At 61.9% G+C, this 18591-nt stretch carries 17 protein-coding genes; 14 read left to right on the forward strand and 3 right to left on the reverse strand.

From position 1 onward, the window contains the following. Positions 1–3 precede the first annotated feature (3 nt). The 12 genes from ACWHXD_RS31000 to ACWHXD_RS31055 all read left to right on the forward strand — a co-directional run bounded on the left by ACWHXD_RS31000 (position 4) and on the right by ACWHXD_RS31055 (position 12560). Positions 4–882: an alpha/beta fold hydrolase gene (locus tag ACWHXD_RS31000; RefSeq protein WP_138761979.1), complete on the forward strand. Its 879-nt coding sequence runs from the start codon at positions 4–6 to the stop codon at positions 880–882. Further along, positions 879–1712: an IclR family transcriptional regulator gene (locus ACWHXD_RS31005; RefSeq protein ID WP_003195671.1), complete on the forward strand. Its 834-nt coding sequence runs from the start codon at positions 879–881 to the stop codon at positions 1710–1712. The genes ACWHXD_RS31000 and ACWHXD_RS31005 overlap by 4 nt, the downstream gene beginning before the upstream one ends. A gap of 1 nt (position 1713) precedes the next feature. Then, complete coding sequence (locus ACWHXD_RS31010; RefSeq protein ID WP_138761978.1) at positions 1714–2511, forward strand: SDR family oxidoreductase; 798 nt, start codon at positions 1714–1716, stop codon at positions 2509–2511. Beyond that, positions 2504–4189 carry a thiamine pyrophosphate-binding protein gene (locus tag ACWHXD_RS31015; protein ID WP_138761977.1) on the forward strand — a complete coding sequence of 562 codons (1686 nt, stop codon included), beginning with the start codon at positions 2504–2506 and terminating at the stop codon, positions 4187–4189. Before ACWHXD_RS31010 ends, ACWHXD_RS31015 begins: the two co-directional genes overlap by 8 nt. A gap of 10 nt (positions 4190–4199) precedes the next feature. Continuing rightward, positions 4200–5003, forward strand: coding sequence for an aspartate dehydrogenase (locus ACWHXD_RS31020; protein WP_032894474.1), 804 nt, complete (start codon positions 4200–4202; stop codon positions 5001–5003). 9 nt (positions 5004–5012) lie between these two features. After that, entirely contained in the window at positions 5013–6509 is a 1497-nt protein-coding gene (locus tag ACWHXD_RS31025) for an aldehyde dehydrogenase (RefSeq protein WP_032894473.1), read from the forward strand. Next, a complete protein-coding gene (locus tag ACWHXD_RS31030) occupies positions 6506–7471 on the forward strand; it encodes a VOC family protein (RefSeq protein ID WP_014720531.1) in 966 nt (321 codons plus the stop codon). The genes ACWHXD_RS31025 and ACWHXD_RS31030 overlap by 4 nt, the downstream gene beginning before the upstream one ends. A 13-nt stretch (positions 7472–7484) precedes the next feature. Further along, positions 7485–8627, forward strand: coding sequence for an FAD-dependent monooxygenase (locus tag ACWHXD_RS31035; protein WP_138761976.1), 1143 nt, complete (start codon positions 7485–7487; stop codon positions 8625–8627). Positions 8628–8644: 17 nt separating this feature from the next. After that, a complete protein-coding gene (locus tag ACWHXD_RS31040) occupies positions 8645–8872 on the forward strand; it encodes a recombinase-like helix-turn-helix domain-containing protein (protein ID WP_032894471.1) in 228 nt (75 codons plus the stop codon). Positions 8873–8891: 19 nt separating this feature from the next. Continuing rightward, positions 8892–9926: a Rieske 2Fe-2S domain-containing protein gene (locus ACWHXD_RS31045; RefSeq protein ID WP_034134089.1), complete on the forward strand. Its 1035-nt coding sequence runs from the start codon at positions 8892–8894 to the stop codon at positions 9924–9926. Beyond that, positions 9923–10882 (forward strand): PDR/VanB family oxidoreductase, encoded by a 960-nt coding sequence (locus ACWHXD_RS31050; protein WP_138761975.1) that lies wholly within the window; start codon positions 9923–9925, stop codon positions 10880–10882. The genes ACWHXD_RS31045 and ACWHXD_RS31050 overlap by 4 nt, the downstream gene beginning before the upstream one ends. A 451-nt stretch (positions 10883–11333) precedes the next feature. After that, the gene (locus tag ACWHXD_RS31055; RefSeq protein WP_032894469.1) at positions 11334–12560 is read left to right on the forward strand and encodes a hypothetical protein; all 1227 of its coding nucleotides are present in this window, start codon (positions 11334–11336) and stop codon (positions 12558–12560) included. 127 nt (positions 12561–12687) lie between these two features. Here the strand turns inward: ACWHXD_RS31055 and ACWHXD_RS31060 are convergent, their stop codons facing one another. The 3 genes from ACWHXD_RS31060 to ACWHXD_RS31070 form a co-directional block, all read right to left on the reverse strand. Next, positions 12688–13077 (reverse strand): hypothetical protein, encoded by a 390-nt coding sequence (locus ACWHXD_RS31060; RefSeq protein WP_138762561.1) that lies wholly within the window; start codon positions 13075–13077, stop codon positions 12688–12690. Between the two features lie 541 nt (positions 13078–13618). Beyond that, on the reverse strand, positions 13619–14008 hold the full coding sequence (locus ACWHXD_RS31065; RefSeq protein ID WP_032894467.1) for a hypothetical protein: 390 nt from the start codon (positions 14006–14008) through the stop codon (positions 13619–13621). After that, positions 14005–15426 carry a PAAR domain-containing protein gene (locus tag ACWHXD_RS31070; RefSeq protein WP_138762560.1) on the reverse strand — a complete coding sequence of 474 codons (1422 nt, stop codon included), beginning with the start codon at positions 15424–15426 and terminating at the stop codon, positions 14005–14007. The genes ACWHXD_RS31065 and ACWHXD_RS31070 overlap by 4 nt, the downstream gene beginning before the upstream one ends. A 570-nt stretch (positions 15427–15996) precedes the next feature. Between ACWHXD_RS31070 and ACWHXD_RS31075 the strand changes: the two genes are divergently transcribed. Next, a complete protein-coding gene (locus tag ACWHXD_RS31075; protein WP_003195697.1) occupies positions 15997–17442 on the forward strand; it encodes an alanine/glycine:cation symporter family protein in 1446 nt (481 codons plus the stop codon). Positions 17443–17518: 76 nt separating this feature from the next. After that, positions 17519–18496, forward strand: a complete 978-nt coding sequence (locus tag ACWHXD_RS31080) for an asparaginase (protein WP_138762559.1) — start codon at positions 17519–17521, stop codon at positions 18494–18496. The last annotated feature ends 95 nt before the right edge of the window (positions 18497–18591 follow it).

Genomic DNA, 18591 nt, shown 5'->3' on the forward strand with positions numbered 1-18591 from the left:
CCCATGCTGCCAGGACTCTCTCAAGCCGCGCCGACGGCCGACCTGCAAACCCAGCTGGAGCGCGATTTTCCTCAGCGCCTGGTGGCCTCGGCCGGTGGTCAGCAGGCGTTGCGCGAGTGTGGCGCGGGGCCGGTGGTGGTGCTGCTGCACGGTATCGGCTCCGGGGCGGCGTCCTGGCTGCAAGTGGCGCGGCAACTGGCGCCCCAGGCCCGTGTCATCGCCTGGGACGCTCCCGGCTACGGCGACTCCAGCCCGCTGGAGTCGGATGCGCCCAAGGCCGAACAGTACGCAGCCCGTCTGGCGCAGATGCTGGATGCACTGGGTGTCGAGGAATGTGTGCTGGTCGGCCATTCCCTTGGCGCCCTCACCGCCCTGGCGTTCGCCCGCAGTTCACAAGCCCATCGCGTCAACCGGCTGGTGCTGATCAGCCCGGCGCGCGGCTACGGCGCTCCAGCCCTTGGCCAACAGCGCCAACAGGTGCGTCAGCAACGCCTGGACAACCTGCAACGCCTGGGCATCGCTGGCCTGGCCGAAAAACGCAGCGCCCACATGTTGTCGCCTCGCGCCACGCCCCAGGCCCTGGCCTGGGTGCGTTGGAACATGGCGCGCCTGAACCCCGTGGGTTATCGCCAGGCCATTGAATTGCTGTGCGGCGATGACCTGCTGCGCCATGGTCAACCGGACATGGCCTGCGAGGTGCATTGCGGTGAAGCCGACAGCATCACCCCCGCCGAGGCCTGCCTGAGCGTGGCAAAGGCGCTGGGCGCCAGCTTCAACCTGATTGCCGACGCCGGCCACGCCAGCCCCATCGAGCAACCCCAAGTGGTAGCCGGGCGCCTGGCCTGCGCCATTCATCAATCCCTGACTGGTAGAACCCTATGAACGATTCCGATCTGCTCAAAGACGCTCAGGACAAATACATCGTTCCAGGCCTGGAGCGCGGCCTGCTCCTGCTCTGCGAGTTCAGCCGGCGCAACCGCACCCTGACCGCGCCGGAGCTGGCACGCCGCCTGGCACTGCCCCGCTCGACCATTTTCCGCCTGCTGACCACCCTGGAGACCATGGGCTTCGTCACCCGCAGCGGCAATGAATACCGCCTCGGCATGTCCGTGCTGCGCCTGGGCTTCGAGTACCTGGCGTCGCTGGAGCTGACCGAACTGGGCCAGCCGTTGCTGGCGCGCTTGTGCGACCGGGTCAACTACCCGAGCAACCTGGTGGTGCGTGACGGTCGCTCGATTGTCTACGTGGCCAAGGTTTCGCCGCCTTCGGTGTTCTCCAACGCGGTCAACGTCGGCACCCGCCTGCCCGCCCACGCCACCGTGCTGGGGCGCATCCTGCTCGAAGACCTGTCGCTGGCCGAGTTGCGCGAGTTGTACCCCGAAGAGCACTTGGAACAACACTCGCCCTGCACGCCGAAAACCGTGATGGCCCTGTTCGACCTGGTCCAGGCCGACCGTCAGCGCGGGTTTGTCAGCGGCGAAGGTTTTTTCGAATCGGCGATTTCTACCGTGGCCGCGCCAGTGCGTGACCAGAGCGGCGGCATCGTCGCGGCCCTGGGCGTGACCATCCCGACGGCGCAGATCGGCCACGTCAACTTTGAAGAACTCTTGAATCAGGTCCGGCGCAGCGCCGACGAGCTGTCGCGCCTGCTCAACTACAACGGCGGCGCCCATAACGGTCAGCCGCGCGTCACCGCCTTGATGAGAGACTGACATGAGCCTTTACCAATTGCAGGGCCGCGTCGCCATTGTCACCGGGGGTTCTTCGGGCATCGGCCTGGCCTGTGTCGAACTGCTGCTGGAAGCCGGTGCGGCGGTGGCGCTCTGCGGTCGCGATGAAGAGCGCCTGCGCCGTGCTGAAGCCGGTTTGCGCGAGCGTTTCCCGAAAGCCCGCCTGTTGGCCCAGGCCTGCGATGTGCTCGATGCCGAGTCGGTCAACGCGTTTGCCGCCGCCAGCCTGGCTGCGCTGGGGGCGGCCAACGTGCTGATCAATAACGCCGGGCAAGGCCGGGTCTCGACCTTTGCCGACACCACCGACAGCGCCTGGACCGAAGAGCTGAACCTGAAGTTTTTCTCGGTGATCAACCCGGTCCGCGCCTTCAAGCCTCAGCTGGAAAGCCAGCCTGACGCCGCCATCGTCTGCGTCAATTCGCTGCTGGCCAGCCAGCCCGAACCGCACATGGTCGCCACCTCCGCCGCACGCGCCGGGCTCAAGAACCTGGTGCGCTCGATGGCCACTGAATTCGCCCCGCAGGGCATCCGCGTCAACGGCATCCTGATCGGCCTGGTGGAATCCGGCCAATGGCGCCGGCGTTTCGAAGCGCGCGAAGAACGCGACCTCGGCTGGGCGCAATGGACCGCACGGCTAGCACAACAAAAACACATTCCCTTGGGGCGCCTGGGCCTGCCGATTGAAGCGGCCCGCGCGATCCTGTTTCTGGCCTCGCCTCTGTCGGCTTACACCACAGGCAGCCATATCGATGTATCCGGAGGCCTGTCCCGCCATGCGTAATGAAAACAACACTGTCACCGTGGGCGCTGCCATCACCGCCTTCCTTGAGCAATGCGACGTCAAGGCTGTGTTCGGCGTGATCTCGATCCACAACATGCCGATCCTCGATGCCTTTGCAGTGCGCGGCAATATCCGCTTCGTCATGGCCCGGGGCGAAGCCGGCGCCGCCAACATGGCCGACGCCTATGCCCGCACCACCGGCGGCCTGGGTGTGTGCCTGACTTCCACCGGCACCGCCGCCGGCAATGCCGCCGGCGCGATGGTCGAAGCCCAAACTGCAGGCACCCCGCTGCTGCACATCACCGGGCAGATCGAAACGCCGTACCTGGACCAGGAACTGGCTTATATCCACGAAGCCCGCGACCAGTTGAACATGCTCAAGGCCGTGTCCAAGGCCGCCTTTCGCGTACGCAGCGTCGAGACCGCCCTGAGCACCATGAAGCTCGCGGTGCAGACCGCTCTCACCGCACCCACCGGGCCGGTGAGCGTCGAAATCCCTATCGATATCCAGTCCACCTTTATCCCGATGCCCACCGACCTGTCGCCCCTGCCGATCCCGGTGGCCGTGCCCGCGCCGGAAGCCCTGGACCTTATGGCCGACCGCCTGGCCAGCGCCAAGCGGCCGATGCTCTGGCTCGGCGGCGGCGCCCGGCATGCAGGCGCACAGGTCAAGCGCCTGCTGGCGATGGGCGTGGGCGTGATCACCTCCACGCAAGGACGCGGCGTGGTCAATGAAGACGACGAGCGTTGCCTGGGGGCGTTCTCACAAAACAAGCGCGTCGAACAGTTCCTGCAAACCTGCGATGCGCTGCTGATCGCCGGCTCGCGCCTGCGCAGTAACGAAACCTTCAAGTACGCATTGAAACTGCCGTCGAACCTTTTGCGCATCGACGCCAACCCGGCAATCGAAGGCCGCAGTTACGCCAGCGAACTGTTTGTCTGCGGCGATGCGGCGCTGGCGCTCGAAGGCCTGGCGGATCGCCTGGAAGGTCGCTTGCACACCGACCCGAGCTTTCTCGCTGAACTCAAAGCCGTGCGCGAGCAATCACGTAGCCAACTGATGGCCGACCTCGGGCCGTACTCGGCCATGGTCGAGCAATTGCAGGCCGTGACCGGGCGCAACTTCTCCTGGGTACGCGATGTGACCCTGTCCAACAGCATCTGGGGCAACCGCCTGCTGACCCTGTATCACCCACGCGCAGGCATCCATGCGCTGGGCGGCGGAATTGGCCAGGGGCTGGCCATGGGCATCGGCGCAGCGGTCGCCGCAGCGGAAACAGCGCCCGAGCGCAAAGTGTTCGCCATCGCGGGTGACGGCGGTTTCATCCTCAACCTGGGTGAGCTGGCGACTCTGGTGCAGGAGCGCGCCAACCTGGTGATCCTGCTGATGAACGACCAGCGCTACGGCGTGATCCGCAATATCCAGGACGCGGTCTACGGCAGCCGCCATTGCTACGTCGACCTGCACACCCCGGACTACACCAAGCTCGCCGACTCCCTGGGCCTGCGCCATGGCCTGGTCACCGATCTCAAGGACTTCGGCAAGGTGGTGGACAGCGCCCTGAGCCAGCCGGGCCCGTTCCTGCTGGAAGTGGACATGCTCAGCGTCGGCAACTTCGCCACCCAGTTTGCCGGCCCGCCCAACAGCGAAACCAAAGCCCAGAAGGCCACCGCCTGAGGATCGCACCATGTTGCATATCACCATGATCGGCTGCGGTGCCATTGGCGTCGGTGTGCTGGAGCTGCTGGAGAACGACCCACAGCTGTGCGTGGATTACGTCATCGCGTCCGAGGGCTCCGAAGCCTTGGTGCGCCAGCGCCTGGCCAGTTTCAAACAGCCGCCACAGGTGCTGACCGCCTTGCCCGCCGATGCCCGCCCGGACTTGCTGGTGGAGTGCGCCGGGCATCGCGCCATTGAAGAACATGTGCTGCCGGCGCTGGAGCGTGGCATTGCCTGCCTGATTGTGTCGGTGGGCGCGCTGTCCGAGGTCGGCCTGGTGGAACGCCTGGAAGCGGCGGCCGAGCGCGGCAAGACCCGCATCGAGTTGCTGCCCGGCGCCATCGGCGGCATCGATGCGCTGTCGGCGGCCAAGGTCGGCGGGCTGGACGCGGTCAACTACACCGGCCGCAAGCCGGCCCGCGCCTGGAAGAACACCCCCGGCGAACAGGCCTGCGACCTGGACACCATCGAGCAAGCCACGGTGATCTTCCAGGGCAGCGCTCGCGAAGCGGCGCGCCTGTACCCCAAGAACGCCAACGTCGCGGCCACCCTGTCGCTGGCCGGGCTGGGCCTGGACCGCACCCATGTGACGTTGATCGCCGACCCCCACAGCGATGAAAACGTCCACTACTTCGAAGCCCGTGGCGCCTTTGGCCGCTTCGAGTTGAGCCTGCGCGGCAAGCCCTTGCTGGCCAACCCGAAAACCTCGGCGCTGACCGTGTACAGCGTGGTCCGTGCCTTGGGCAACCATGCCCACGCGATTTCCATTTAGGAGCCGTCGATGAACACTGAACAGACACTACCCATCTGCATCGCCGGCCAGTGGCGCCCAGGCCGTGGCGAGCGCTACGCCAGCCGCTACCCGGCCACTGGCGAAGCCGTGGCCTGGCTGAATGCCGCCGACCTGCAGGATGTAGAAGAGGCCATCCAGGGCGCACACCAGGCGTTCCTGCACAGCGGCTGGGCCCAGCGCAAACCCCATGAGCGCGCCGGTGTGTTGTACCGCATCGCCGAGCTGATCCGCGTGCACAGCGAAGAGCTGGCGCAACTGCAACGCCAGGACAACGGCAAGCCGATCAATGAAACCCGCGCCTTGGTAGCCAGTGCTGCCGGCACCTTCCAGTTTTTCGCCGCAGCCTGCGAAACCCTGGAAGAAACCATCACGCCGTCACGCGGTGATTTCGTCAGCATGAGCGTGTATGAACCGATGGGCGTGGTCGCCGCGATCACCCCGTGGAACTCGCCGATTGCCAGCGAGGCGCAGAAGGTTGCGCCGGCACTGGCAGCCGGCAACGCGGTGGTGATCAAGCCTGCGGAAATCACCCCGCTGCTGGCCCTGCGCCTGGCGCGTCTGTGTGAAGAAGCCGGCCTGCCCAAGGGCTTGATCAGCGTGCTGCCGGGCAAGGGTTCGTTGCTGGGGGATGCGCTGACCCGCCACCCGCTGGTCAAGCGCGTGTCGTTTACCGGTGGTACGCGCACCGGCAAGCACATCGCCCATATCGCCGCCGACAAGATGATGCCGGTGTCCCTGGAGCTGGGCGGCAAGTCACCGACCATCGTCCTCGAGGACGCCGACCTTGAGCATGCGGTGGCCGGGGTGCTGTACGGCATCTTCAGTTCGTCGGGCGAAGCCTGCATCGCCGGCTCACGGTTGTTCATCGCCCGTGCTTTGTACGAGCCCTTCATGCAGCGCCTGGTCGCCGCCGCCGCGAACCTGCGGGTGGGTGACCCAGCCGACGAACACACACAGATGGGCCCGTTGATCAGCGCCAGCCATCGCGAGTCCGTGGAGCGTTACGTCGCCCTCGGCCTGGCCGAAGGCGGGCGCCTGCGCCTGGGTGGGCAGCGCCCCAGCGGTGGTGTGTATGACCAGGGTTACTTCTACCCGCCGACCATCCTCGAGGGCCTGAGCAACCACCAGCAAGTGTGCCAAGAGGAAATCTTCGGGCCGGTATTGGTCGCCATGCCGTTCGACGACGAAGCACAACTGCTGGAGCAGGCCAACGACAGCGTCTACGCCCTCGCCGCTGGCATCTGGACCCGCGACTACAAGCGCGCCTGGGCCCTGGGCCGGCGTTTGCAGGCCGGTACGGTGTGGATCAACACCTACAAGCAGTTCTCGATCTCCACGCCGTTTGGCGGCTGGCGCGACAGCGGCCTGGGCCGGGAAAAAGGTCGCCTGGGCATCCTGCAGTACATGGAACAAAAGAGCCTCTACTGGGGCATGAACGAACAGCCACTGGCCTGGGCCGGTGTGCCACGAGAGGTAGCGCAATGAGCGTGTTAGGGATTGATGAAGTCACCTATGGCGTCGAGGACTTGGACACCTGTGTGCGTTTTTTCAGCGACTGGGGCCTGACCCAAGTCAGCGCGCAACCGGATGAAGTGGTATTCGAGACCCTCAACGGCTGCCGCGTAGTGCTTGCCGACCTGAACAAGCCGGGCCTGCCACCGGCCATCGAAGCCGGCTCCACGGTGCGCGAAGTGGTCTGGGGTGTGGCCAGCACTGCCGACCTGGCGCTGTACAGCCAACGCATCGCCAATGACCCCGGGTTTATCGAACGCGACGGGCGCATCGGCTGCACCGACCCCAACGGTTTGGCGATTCGCCTGCAAGTCACGCGCAAGCGTGAACTGGAGATTGAATGCAGCGGCCACAACACCTGGCAGACCAAGGGCCGGATCAACAAGGCGGCGCCGATCTATGAGCGCGCCACACCGATTGAGGTCGGCCATGTGGTGTTTTTCGTCAAGGACGTAAACGCCTGCGAAGCCTTCTACCACGAGCGTTTCGGCTTCCAGGCCTCGGACCGTTACCCCGACCGCGGGGCCTTCTTGCGCACCGCCGAAGAAGGTGGCCATCACGACCTGTTCATGCTGCAACTGCCGGCGCCACGGGCGGGGCTGAACCATGTGGCGTTTACCGTGCGCGATGTTCATGAGGTGTTTGGTGGTGGCATGCACGTGTCCCGCAGCGGCTGGCCGACCGAGATCGGGCCGGGCCGCCATCCGGTGTCTTCGGCGTTTTTCTGGTACTTCAAGAACCCGGCAGGCGCGCTGGTGGAGTACTACGCCGATGAAGACCAACTGACCGGCGAATGGCAGCCACGCACCTTTGAGCCCGGCCCCACAGTGTTCGCCGAATGGGCCATTGCTGGCGGTATCGACGGCAACACCCGGCGCCAGCAACACGTCGAGGCGCCGCAAGGCAAGTTCCTCACCGACAAACCCAAACCTTGAGCAGGAGTCGCCCATGCCCTCCCTGAATATTGCTATCGCCGGTGCCGGTATCGGCGGCCTGACCGCCGCCATCGCCCTGCATCGCGCCGGTCACCAGGTCACCGTGTTCGAACAGTCCAAGGCGTTTTTGCGCGTCGGTGCCGATATCAACCTCACCCCCAACGCAGTCCGTGCGCTGGATGGCCTGGGCATTGGCCCCGCCGTGCGCATCCCGGCGGCCCGGCCTACTCACCGCATCAGTCGCATGTGGGACACCGGCGAGGAGACTTCGCGCCTGGAGATGTCCGACGCCGCCGAACAGAAATACGGCGCGCCGCAATTGACCATCCACCGCGCCGACCTGCTCGCGGCCCTGGCCGAGGTGTTCCCACTGGGCAACGTGCAGTTCGCCAAACGTGCCGAACGGGTAGAGCAGGCTGACGACGGCATTACCTTGCACTTCAAGGATGGTAGCCAGCACCGCTGTGACGTGTTGATTGGCGCCGACGGTATCCATTCGGTGGTGCGCAACGCGCTGTTTGGCGAAGAGCATCCGCGCTTTACCGGCGTGGTGGCGTATCGCGCGGTGGTGCCGGCCGAGCAGGTGGCGCATGTGCCGAACATCCAGGCGTTCACCAAATGGTGGGGGCCGAACCCGCAAAGCCAGATCGTCACCTTCCCGCTGAACCAGGGCAAAGACATCTTCATCTTCGCCACCACCGCCCAGGACAGCTGGCACGAAGAGTCGTGGACCAGCGCCGGCGATGCCGATGAGCTGCGCAGCCACTACCAGGCGTTCCACCCGGACGCCCGCGCCCTGCTCGATGCCTGCACCGATGTGCTCAAGACCGCGCTGTACGAGCGTGACCCGCTGCCGTTCTGGTCCAAGGGCGCGATCACCCTGCTGGGCGATGCCTGCCACCCAATGATGCCGTTCATGGCCCAGGGTGCCGGCCAGGCCATCGAAGATGCGGTGGTGCTCGCGCGCTACCTGCAAGACCTCGACAGCCAGGCCTCGGTGGCCGGTGCCTTGCAGGCTTACCAGCAAGCGCGTCTTGAGCGTACCAGCCAGATCCAGATCGGCTCGCGGGGCAACCAGTGGCTCAAGGACGGCGGTAATGCCGATTGGGTCTACGGCTACGACGCCTGGGGCGTCTCGACAACTCACGCAGCCTGAATACGGAGGTCAACACCATGAGTACTCACGAACCCTACCTGCAACCCCATCAGGCGCGTAAACGGCCCAACACCCAGTTCGAAGAGTTGCTGGGCGACTCCATCGAGCGCGCGTTCGGCAGTGGCGTGACCGAGCTTGCGGCCCTGCTCGCGCACTTGAACCTGGCCGGCCCGCCGTGCCCGCTGACCAGCGGCGAGTGGACCGAAGACGCCTACAAAACCCTGATGGCCCGGCTGGGCGAATGACCCGGCAGAAGGAAAAAAAATGAACATGCAATTGACCGTCGACCCTGTTGAACAGCATCTGGCCAATGGCCTCAAAGACCTCTGGTTCCCGGTATTGCCGTCGGACCTTTTGGGTGAGAAGCCGCTGTCGATACGACGCCTGGGCTACAAGATCGCCCTGTGGCGCGACAACGATGGCAGCGTTCACGCGCTGGAAGACCATTGCCCCCATCGCGGCGCCCCGCTGTCCCAAGGGCCGGTGCTGGGCGATCGCCTGCAGTGCCCGTATCACGGCGTTGAAGTGCGCTGCGACGGCACCGTCACCAAAGTACCCGGCAGCCCCGGCTGCAAACTGGAAGGCAGCCGGCCCACGCGGATGTTCCACACCCGCGAAGCCGCTGGCGCGATCTTCTTGTTCAACGCCACCGACCCGCACCTGGACGTTGCGCCACAGCTGGTGCTGCCCGAACAATTGACCTCGCCCGAGTGGAGCAGCTTCGTCTGCTACACCGAGTGGAAAGGCGACTATCGCTACGTGATCGACAACGTCATGGACCCGATGCACGGCACCTACCTGCACAAGATGTCGCACTCGATGAGCGAAGGCGAAGCCACCGCCAAGTTCGTCACCCGCGACACCGACACCGGCTTTTTCTTCGAGAAGGAAGGCCAGCGCGGCGTGAACTTCGACTGGACCGAGTTCGTGGACAACGGCTGCCACTGGTTGCGCCTGGAAATCCCCTATCCGAAAACCGGCGGTCCCGGCGGCAACTTCACCATCATCGGCAGCTACACCCCCAGCAGTCGTTCGCTGGCCGCCGCATTTCACTGGCGCTGCCGCCCACTGACCGGCTGGCAGCGTGACACCTGGCGCTTCTTGTACAAAAACCGTCTGGAAGCGCGGCATTGGGCGGTGCTGGAACAAGATCGGGTGCTGCTGGAATTCATGGAGCCGGATGCCAATCAACGTGAAAACCTCTACCAGCACGACCTGGGCGTAGTGCGGCTGCGGCGCTACCTGAAGAACGCCGCCAAAGCCCAGCTCGAGTTGATCGACGCGAAGCAATTGCCATGAATAAAGCCGCGCTCCTCAACGCCCGCGTCCACACCCTGCGCTATGAAGCCGAAGGCATCATCAGCGTCGAACTGCGGCCTTTGGGCGATACCGTATTCGCGCCGTTCGACGCCGGCTCGCACATCGACCTGCACCTGGCCAACGGCCTGGTGCGCAGTTATTCGCTGCTCAACTCGCCCAGCGACCGTGGGCGTTATGTGGTGGGCATCCTGCGTGACCGCAACAGCCGTGGCGGGTCGGAGTATGTACACAGCCAGTTGCGGGTCGGCATGCCGCTGTCGATCTCGCCGCCGCGCAACAACTTCGAACTGGACCTGAGCGCCAGCCACAGTGTGCTGGTGGCCGGTGGCATCGGGATCACGCCGATCTACTGCATGTTCCGCCATTTGCTGGCGCTGGGAAAATCCGCCGAGTTGATCTACTGCGCCCGCTCACGCCAGGAGGCAGCGCTGGTGGAAGCCTTGAGCGGGCTCGATGCGCGGGTGACCTACCACTTCAACGACGAAAAAGGCGTGCCGCCTGATCTTGCCGCCTACCTCGCCGGCCAACCTGCCGATACCCATCTGTACTGCTGCGGCCCGACGCCGATGCTCGACGCTTTCGAAAGTACCTGTGAGCGCCTGGGTTATCCCCATGCCCACATCGAGCGCTTTGCCGCCGCCGAACTGCCGCCCAGCGAAGACGCCCAGAGCAGCTATAGCGTTGAGCTGAAAAGGTCCGGCAAAACCCTGGCGGTGGAACCTGGCTTGAGTTTGCTGGATGTGTTGTTGGAGGCGGGCTGCGACATTGATCACAGCTGCCGCGAAGGCGTGTGTGGCTCCTGCGAAACGCGGGTGGTGGAAGGCGAAATCGACCACCGCGATGGGGTGCTGACCAAAGCCGAGCGGGCGGCGAACAAATCGATGATGGTGTGCGTTTCTGGCTGCAAGAGCCGACGGTTGGTGCTCGACCTTTAACCCCCCACCCCTTGTAGGAGCGAGCTTGCTCGCGAAGAACGTCCAGGCACCGCGTTATTTCAGGGTGCACGTATTACCGTTAACGTTTTTCGCGAGCAAGCTCGCTCCTACAGGATCACCCGCAAAGTGCCCGTTTCATAGGCAGCGTGCAATAAATACGCACCTATCACGGGCAACTTTGTTACCGCACTTGCGGGTTGTTTCACGGGTTATACAAACAGCTTTGTTTCCCATATAAACAACTGTTTTTGATGATGTTTTTTATAAAAAACAAACTAACAGCCTGCCTGGCACACTTCCTGCTCTACTCCTGTGCATTCACTGATTAAACGGCGTTTCGCCGATAAAACAATAATAACCAACACTTAAACCCGGTAAGACCCGCTCCCTCCTTAGTTGCCTTTAAAGGCAAGCGGACGAGTGTTGCCGATCACCCGGTAGAGAGGTCTCTATGAAGCGCGTCTTGTGTGCAGGTTTGATGTTTGCCAGTTTCAGCAGTTTCGCCGCAGAACCCATTCCCTCCGAGCCGGTGCGGGCCAACGCCGCCAACAAACCTTTCCCGCATATCTCCTGGCGCAGCGATAGCGGCGACAGCAGCCTGGACATCGGCGGGGCGCTGCGCACCAACTATCGCGACGAGCATTGGGACACCACCGAGAATAACGGCCGGTTTCTGTTCGATACGTTCCGCCTGGATGTGCAGGCCACCTACAAGAGCCTCTACAGCGATGTCGGCTACTGGTTCCAGGATGACGGCAAGCGTTCCATTGATCGCGGGTTTGTGGGCTACCGGCTCAATGCCAACGCCAACCTGCAACTGGGGGCACCGTTCAAACCCTTCGGCCTGGAGCCTTATCCGCAATTTGGCTGGAGCTACCACCTGCCGTTTTTCATGGGCTACGCGGTGAGTGCCGGCACCGGCCTTAAATACAGCTACAAGGACCAGGACTGGGACGTGCAGCTCGGCTATTTCCCACGCATGCTGCCCAGCGACCTGCGTTACTCACCGGAAGTGGGGCGTTACGCCGACTTGAATGACAACGCGATTGCCTTCACCCAATCGCGCCAGGACAACGAGAAGCGCAACCAATTCAACGCCCGCGTGGCACGTACCTTCAACAACGAGGGCTGGAAGACCGAAGTCGGCGCCTCGCTCGCCACCGCCCAACTGTACAACGCCACCACCAAGGACAATGGCGACTACTGGGCCGCCGGCGTGCACGCCATCATCAGCAAGGGCCTGTGGACCGTCACCACCCAAGCCATCCGCTACGAATACGACCCCGAAAACCCGGCCGGCGTGAGCAACGACTCGGTGCTGATGGGCGGCAATGGCCTGACGCCTGCGTACCTGATCGCCTCCAAGGCCAGCCTGGCCTCGCTCAACGTCGGCTACGACATCCACACGCCCCGGCTGGGACAACTGAAGAAGATCAAGCTGTACAGCGATTACAGCCGGATGATGAAAGACAAAAGTGCCTGGGACGACTCGCAGATGTTCACCGTGGGCGCGCAGTTCCTAGCGATGCCAGTGATGGCCTGGGTAGATCTCACCTGGGCGCGCAATGCCAATCCCTATGGTGGTGCGGAGAATGGCAGCGGCTTTACCAGCACCAATTCGGTGGGGAGCAACGACTGGTATTACCGCACCAACGTCAACATCGGTTACTACTTCTGACATCCCCCCCTGTGGGAGCGGGCTTGCTCGCGAATGCGCCATACCAGCCACTGCATGCGTTGACTGACCCACCGCCTTCGCGAGCAAGCCCGCTCCCACAGGGGGCGGCCTCATTATCAATCACCCACTACTTCAGTTTCAGCAATACGCCCACGATAATAATCCAGCTAAAACCAACGATTTTCATCGCTGCATCAATGAACAAAAGACGTTTCAGGTAGGGCGGAAAGTTTTCAAGATCAACAGGGTTTACATCTCCAGTTCGGATATACGCTTTTGACCATGTGACCATTCCTGCGATTTTCGCTATTTCCAAAAGAGACCAAATCACGCCCCGTCTCCCCAAACTTGGCCCCCATAGATAAATGTAGCGGCTATTCTTCAGGACTTCCTTCATGGCATCCAAGTGACGGTGGCTCAGGTAAAGGGTGTATGCAGTGCTCACAACCCCAAGAATAATTGGCCCCCCAGTCACAAATATCGCAACCCAAGGTGACCAAGTGTCGATACTGGTCATGGTTGAGAAACCTCATAAATTTTATCTCCCAAATACTCGCCCCCTCCACCCTGACAGATGAAATGACCTACGCTCATTTTCTTACCTCTTACCCATGGTTTTTTGCCCTGATTTCCTGCTCATCTCGATAAGAAAACTGACGCGTGGCGCGTTCTAATCGAGGTAAACGAGTCAGGAAAAGTCAGTGGCAAGCCAAACTTTGGAGAGGGATTTACTTAGGGTAAAGTCAGACGATTCCGTGTTCTTAGTCGTATAAATCTGCGATTTCAATGACGACAGCAGGCACCTGATGTCACCCACCAGCGGCCAATTTTTTTGGGCGCGTGGTTACTCAAGGCTGGAGTCGGCTGGTACCTCGTCAATCAAAGGCGAGCGCCATCGGTGGCCAGGGAGCTTGCTCTCGCTGGGGCCTCAGGGGAGACAACGCCTAGTGGGGATGAGCATTGCTACAGCCCCCCCTGGACTGTGACTTTATCCCGTTGAACACTGGCTGGCTGTTGACCGTTAGGGGGCTGTCAGTTTGAAACAGTTGGCTGTTGACCTATCTGAGCTTTATCAGCACCGCAGCCATTACCGCCCAAGCCACACCAGTGAACGACATTGTCGTTAGGATAATCAGACGGCGTTTTAGCTGAGGCGGGAAGTTTTTCAGATCGACAGGATCCAGTTCTCCGTTAATGATCGCTGCCTTGGGCCACACTATCATTCCGGCGATCTTTGCCATCTCGTAGAGGGACCAAATCAAGCCACGCTTCCCTAGGCTCGGCCCCCAAAGGTAAATGTAACGGCTGTTTTTCAGGGCCTCTTTTATAGCCTCCAGATGGTGGTGGGTCATGTACAAGCTGTATGAAAGGCCGACGATGGCCAGCAGAGTTGGACCTCCAACAAAAATCAGCGCAACCCACGTTGGCCAGGTATCGATACTGGTCATGGCTGAGTAACCTCGTAAATTAACTCGCCCATGTATTCGCCCCCCAATCCACCGACTGTCGTACCGGCCCATGTACTACCCCCTACTACAGCTGCTACACAGACAACGCCCCCAATACCTCCGGTGGCTACGCCAATCGCCAAGCAGATCGAACCGCTGGCAGACGCAGCCGCCGCCCCACTGAAAGCGCCAATGAACGTTGAACTGATGAATTTTCCTCCCTCAGTAAACTTGACCTTCCTGCAAGCCGCTCCAGAATCAGCCTTACACACCTGATCAATAGCCAGCAACGAAGACACTCCGCCAAGACCAATACCGATGTAACCACCTGCCTTCATATACTTGGTAGCCCGACTCGTCGCCTCCACATGAGCCGCATACCCCGGAATCTGCCCCGGCCCACCCGCCTTGTCCCAGTGATGCACCAAGCTGCGGCTGGATATACCCAGGGCCGTTTTCAACTTGGGGTGATCGCCCAAGGTTGTCTGGCCGCGCAGGCGCGTGGAGTTGAGCAGATGAGCATCCAACTGGCTCATCAACCGCTGGCGATCAGCAAAGAACTGCGATGACCTAAGGTGCCCATGCTGCCGATAGTTGTCCTGATGCAGGCGTTCCATGGCCTGGAGCGTTTCGCGCAGATTGCTCAGGTGTTTTTCCATCACCACCGCACTGACGCCGAGCCAGGTTGAGGTTTGGCCGATGAAACCGGCGATCTCTGCACCGTGGCGATACAGAAAGTCAGCCTCGTCCGGCGTCAGTTCGTCCAGTGATGCACTGACGTGTTGTGCAGCCTGCATCAACTGAGCTTCTTCATACGTGCAGGAGGTGTTGTTCGGATCGCTGAGCACGATCATCGATCCAGCTTTGACGTGGCCTGTGTTGGGATTCAGCGATTGAAACTTGCGCATTACAGCCGGGTCGAGCGTCGGAAAAAGTGTGGCTTCCAGCGCCTCGCGGCTCATGCTTTTGGGCACGATGTAAAAACCTGGTTCTTCGCCTATTAGCGCTTTAAATGCGGCAAATGCGGATTGGGGCGACTCACTTGGCGAGGTGGAGGTGCGTTGAGAGGACGCTGCCCAGTGGGTTACTGGCTGGACCGGCTCAGCGGCCAGTCTGTTGGCGCTTACGACCGAGCCACCTCTGCCGTGGTACTCGCCGAATAACGCCAAAGGAATCAGCTCGGCTTTACAGGGACAGCCGCTGTAACTATCCACCGTACCGGCAACAAGCCGGCCATTGCTCTCCATGAAGGAAATGCCGCCGATGATCTTGTACGTTTGCCCATCCTTGCCGCAGGTAACTGGGTCACCTTCGCAGGCACGAAGACGGCCATTCATGTGGGTTGTTTGATCTACGCCCAGCACTTCCCCGCCGCAACTGGTTTTGTCACCTTGACAGATGAAATGACCTACGCTCATTTTTTCGCCTCTTATCCATGTTTTTTTAGCCGTGCTTTCCTGCTCGTCTCGATAAGAAAACTGACGCGTGGCGCCTTTAAATCGAGGTAAACGAGTAAGGAAAAGTCACGTAGCAAGCCAAACTCTGGAGAGGGATTTACTTAGGGTAAAGTCAGACGATTCCGTGAGTTTCGTCGTATAAATCTGATGTATCTACGGCGCCCGATGCCGTGCACCGGGCGCGTATTACTTGCCACTAACGTTCCAAACACAGTCGTCAAATGGCTGTTGTGGCGAGGGAGCAAGCTCCCTCGCCACAGGTAAGCTATTTATCGGCCCCAGCGCGATTTTTCCGATTGACCGTTCCTCGGTCAATTACGCCCCTTGCAGACGGCTGGCGCGCACCTAGGTATAGTGCCGCCCCTCTTCGCGTCTGCGGCCGTCGGTAACGAGGCCCGGGTACACCGCGAAAGCGCATGAATAACAACACCCGCAAAAGGATGGGGATCGAGCGTCGTGCACTGCCTGGTGCCGAGCGATGCGTCGGACCGTCCTGCGTTTGCCATTAGAAAAATCAGCGAGGAACACTCCATGCTCGAAGTCATCAACGACTTCCTCTCAGGGAAAGTACTGATCGTGCTCATAGTCGGGCTCGGCGGTTATTTCACGATCCGCTCGCGTTTCGTGCAATTGCGTCACTTTTTCCACATGTTCTCGGTGTTTAAAGACAGCCTCAAGAGCAGCGCCGGTCAACTCAGCTCGTTCCAGGCGCTGATGCTCAGCCTGGCGGGCCGCGTGGGTGCCGGTAACATCGCCGGTGTCGGCATTGCCGTGACGTTGGGTGGCCCGGGTGCCGTGTTCTGGATGTGGGTCACCGCGCTGGTGGGCATGTCGTCGAGCTTTATCGAGTGCTCCCTCGGCCAGTTGTACAAGCGCACCGACGCTGAAGGCACCTACCGTGGCGGCCCGGCGTATTACATCCAGCACGGCCTGCACAAGCGCTGGCTGGGGATGGTCATGGCGTTCCTGCTGCTGGTGACCTTCGGCTTTGCCTTCAACGGCCTGCAAGCCCACGCTGTCACCCACTCGCTGAACAACGCTTTTGGCCTCGACACCACCTACACCGGCCTTGCCCTGGCGGTGTTGCTGGGCCTGGTGTTCATCGGCGGGATCAAGCGTATCGCCTCGATCGCCGACCTGCTGGTGCCGGTCAAGACCCTGGTCTACATCGCCGTGACCCTGTACGTAATCGTGCTGCAATTCGACCACGTACCGGCCATGCTCGCGACCATCGTCAAGAGCGCCTTCGGCCTCGACCAAGCCTTCGGTGGCCTGGTGGGCAGCGCGATCATCATGGGCGTGAAGCGCGGCGTGTTCGCCAACGAAGCAGGCCTGGGCAGTGCGCCTAACGTGGCGGCAGTGGCGTCGGTAGAACACCCGATCGCCCAGGGCGTGGTGCAAGCGTTCAGTGTGTTCCTCGATACGTTCGTGATCTGCACCTGCACGGCGTTGCTGATCCTGCTGTCCGGTTTCTACACCCCAGGCTTTGAAGGCGACGGCATTGCCCTGACCCAGAACTCCCTGGCGGCGGTAGTGGGTGACTGGGGCCGCATGTTCATCTCCGTGGCCCTAGCGTTGTTCGTGTTCACCTCGATCATGTACAACTACTACCTGGGCGAGAGCAACCTGCGCTTTCTGGTGGGCAACAACCGCAAGGTGCTGATGGGTTATCGCGCCCTGGTGCTGGTGCTGATTTTCTGGGGTTCCATCGAGAACCTGAGCACGGTGTTCGCCTTCGCCGACATCACCATGACCATGCTCGCGTTCGTCAACCTGTTCGCCCTGGCGTTCCTGTTCAAGATTGCCATGCGCATCCTCAACGACTACGACAACCAGCGCGCGGCGGGCATCAAGACCCCGGTGTTCGATTCCAGCCAGTTCCCCGACCTGGACCTAGACCGCAAAGCCTGGCCGGCTAACCCGGTGAAAACCGAAACGGCCCCGGCAGCAGAACTGAGCGCTCAAGCGCAACGTTAATCACAGCTAGATGACACGCCGCCCGGCCTTGGGCATGCTCTGGGCCCGGCGGCGTTTTTCGTTCAGGAGATTTTCGATGCAATCAGCTAATAACGTGATGGTGCTCTACACCGGCGGCACCATTGGCATGCAGGCCAGCGCCAATGGCCTGGCGCCCGCGTCTGGTTTTGAAGTGCGCATGCGTGAACAGTTTGCGGGCGCAGACCTGCCCGCGTGGCGCTTCCAGGAAATGTCGCCACTGATCGACAGCGCCAACATGAACCCTGCCTACTGGCAACGCCTGCGCAGCGCCGTGGTCGAGGCGGTAGATGCCGGCTGCGACGCCGTGCTGATCCTGCACGGCACCGACACCCTGGCCTACAGCGCGGCGGCCATGAGCTTCCAACTGCTGGGCCTGCCGGTGCCGGTGGTGTTCACCGGCTCGATGCTGCCAGCCGGTGTGCCCGACAGCGATGCCTGGGAAAACGTCAGCGGTGCGTTGACGGCTTTGGGCGAAGGGTTGAAGCCGGGTGTGCACCTGTACTTCCACGGCGCGTTGATGGCGCCGACCCGCTGCGCGAAGATTCGCAGTTTTGGGCGCAACCCGTTCGCAGCCTTGCAACGCCAGGACGACTTCGCCCGTGCCAAAACCCTGCCGGCAGCGCTGGATTACCGCCAGCCCAAAGCCTTGGCGAACGTCGGCGTACTGCCGCTGATACCCGGTTTCGAGGCTGCACAGCTGGACGCAATCATCGGCAGCGGCATTCAGGGCTTGGTGCTGGAGTGCTTCGGCAGCGGCACCGGGCCGAGCGATAACCCGCAATTCCTCGCCAGCTTGCAGCGTGCGCAGGATCAAGGGGTGGTGGTGGTCGCCATCACTCAGTGCCATGAAGGCGGTGTGGAGCTGGATGTCTACGAGGCCGGCAGCCGCTTGCGGGGCGCCGGCGTGTTGTCCGGCGGTGGGATGACCCGCGAAGCCGCGTTCGGCAAGTTGCACGCCTTGCTCGGTGCCGGCCTTGCCGTGGAGCAAGTGCGGCGCCTGGTAGAGCTGGACCTGCATACCCAGCCAGCTTGAACGCATAAGACAGCCCTACATAAGCACTGCAATTCCCTGCTTGCCGATACCTAACATGGAAAACCCGAGCCTGCGCTCGGCTTTTCCATTGATCG

The sequence above is a fragment of the Pseudomonas fjordensis genome (assembly GCF_976987115.1).

What these genes read in the sequence shown, in the direction of transcription:
- ACWHXD_RS31000 (WP_138761979.1), top strand. Translation starts at nt 4, where the DNA reads ATGCTGCCAGGACTCTCTCAAGCCGCGCCGACGGCCGACCTGCAAACC.
- ACWHXD_RS31005 (WP_003195671.1), top strand. Translation starts at nt 879, where the DNA reads ATGAACGATTCCGATCTGCTCAAAGACGCTCAGGACAAATACATCGTT.
- ACWHXD_RS31010 (WP_138761978.1), top strand. Translation starts at nt 1,714, where the DNA reads ATGAGCCTTTACCAATTGCAGGGCCGCGTCGCCATTGTCACCGGGGGT.
- ACWHXD_RS31015 (WP_138761977.1), top strand. Translation starts at nt 2,504, where the DNA reads ATGCGTAATGAAAACAACACTGTCACCGTGGGCGCTGCCATCACCGCC.
- ACWHXD_RS31020 (WP_032894474.1), top strand. Translation starts at nt 4,200, where the DNA reads ATGTTGCATATCACCATGATCGGCTGCGGTGCCATTGGCGTCGGTGTG.
- ACWHXD_RS31025 (WP_032894473.1), top strand. Translation starts at nt 5,013, where the DNA reads ATGAACACTGAACAGACACTACCCATCTGCATCGCCGGCCAGTGGCGC.
- ACWHXD_RS31030 (WP_014720531.1), top strand. Translation starts at nt 6,506, where the DNA reads ATGAGCGTGTTAGGGATTGATGAAGTCACCTATGGCGTCGAGGACTTG.
- ACWHXD_RS31035 (WP_138761976.1), top strand. Translation starts at nt 7,485, where the DNA reads ATGCCCTCCCTGAATATTGCTATCGCCGGTGCCGGTATCGGCGGCCTG.
- ACWHXD_RS31040 (WP_032894471.1), top strand. Translation starts at nt 8,645, where the DNA reads ATGAGTACTCACGAACCCTACCTGCAACCCCATCAGGCGCGTAAACGG.
- ACWHXD_RS31045 (WP_034134089.1), top strand. Translation starts at nt 8,892, where the DNA reads ATGAACATGCAATTGACCGTCGACCCTGTTGAACAGCATCTGGCCAAT.
- ACWHXD_RS31050 (WP_138761975.1), top strand. Translation starts at nt 9,923, where the DNA reads ATGAATAAAGCCGCGCTCCTCAACGCCCGCGTCCACACCCTGCGCTAT.
- ACWHXD_RS31055 (WP_032894469.1), top strand. Translation starts at nt 11,334, where the DNA reads ATGAAGCGCGTCTTGTGTGCAGGTTTGATGTTTGCCAGTTTCAGCAGT.
- ACWHXD_RS31060 (WP_138762561.1), bottom strand. Translation starts at nt 13,077, where the DNA reads ATGACCAGTATCGACACTTGGTCACCTTGGGTTGCGATATTTGTGACT.
- ACWHXD_RS31065 (WP_032894467.1), bottom strand. Translation starts at nt 14,008, where the DNA reads ATGACCAGTATCGATACCTGGCCAACGTGGGTTGCGCTGATTTTTGTT.
- ACWHXD_RS31070 (WP_138762560.1), bottom strand. Translation starts at nt 15,426, where the DNA reads ATGAGCGTAGGTCATTTCATCTGTCAAGGTGACAAAACCAGTTGCGGC.
- ACWHXD_RS31075 (WP_003195697.1), top strand. Translation starts at nt 15,997, where the DNA reads ATGCTCGAAGTCATCAACGACTTCCTCTCAGGGAAAGTACTGATCGTG.
- ACWHXD_RS31080 (WP_138762559.1), top strand. Translation starts at nt 17,519, where the DNA reads ATGCAATCAGCTAATAACGTGATGGTGCTCTACACCGGCGGCACCATT.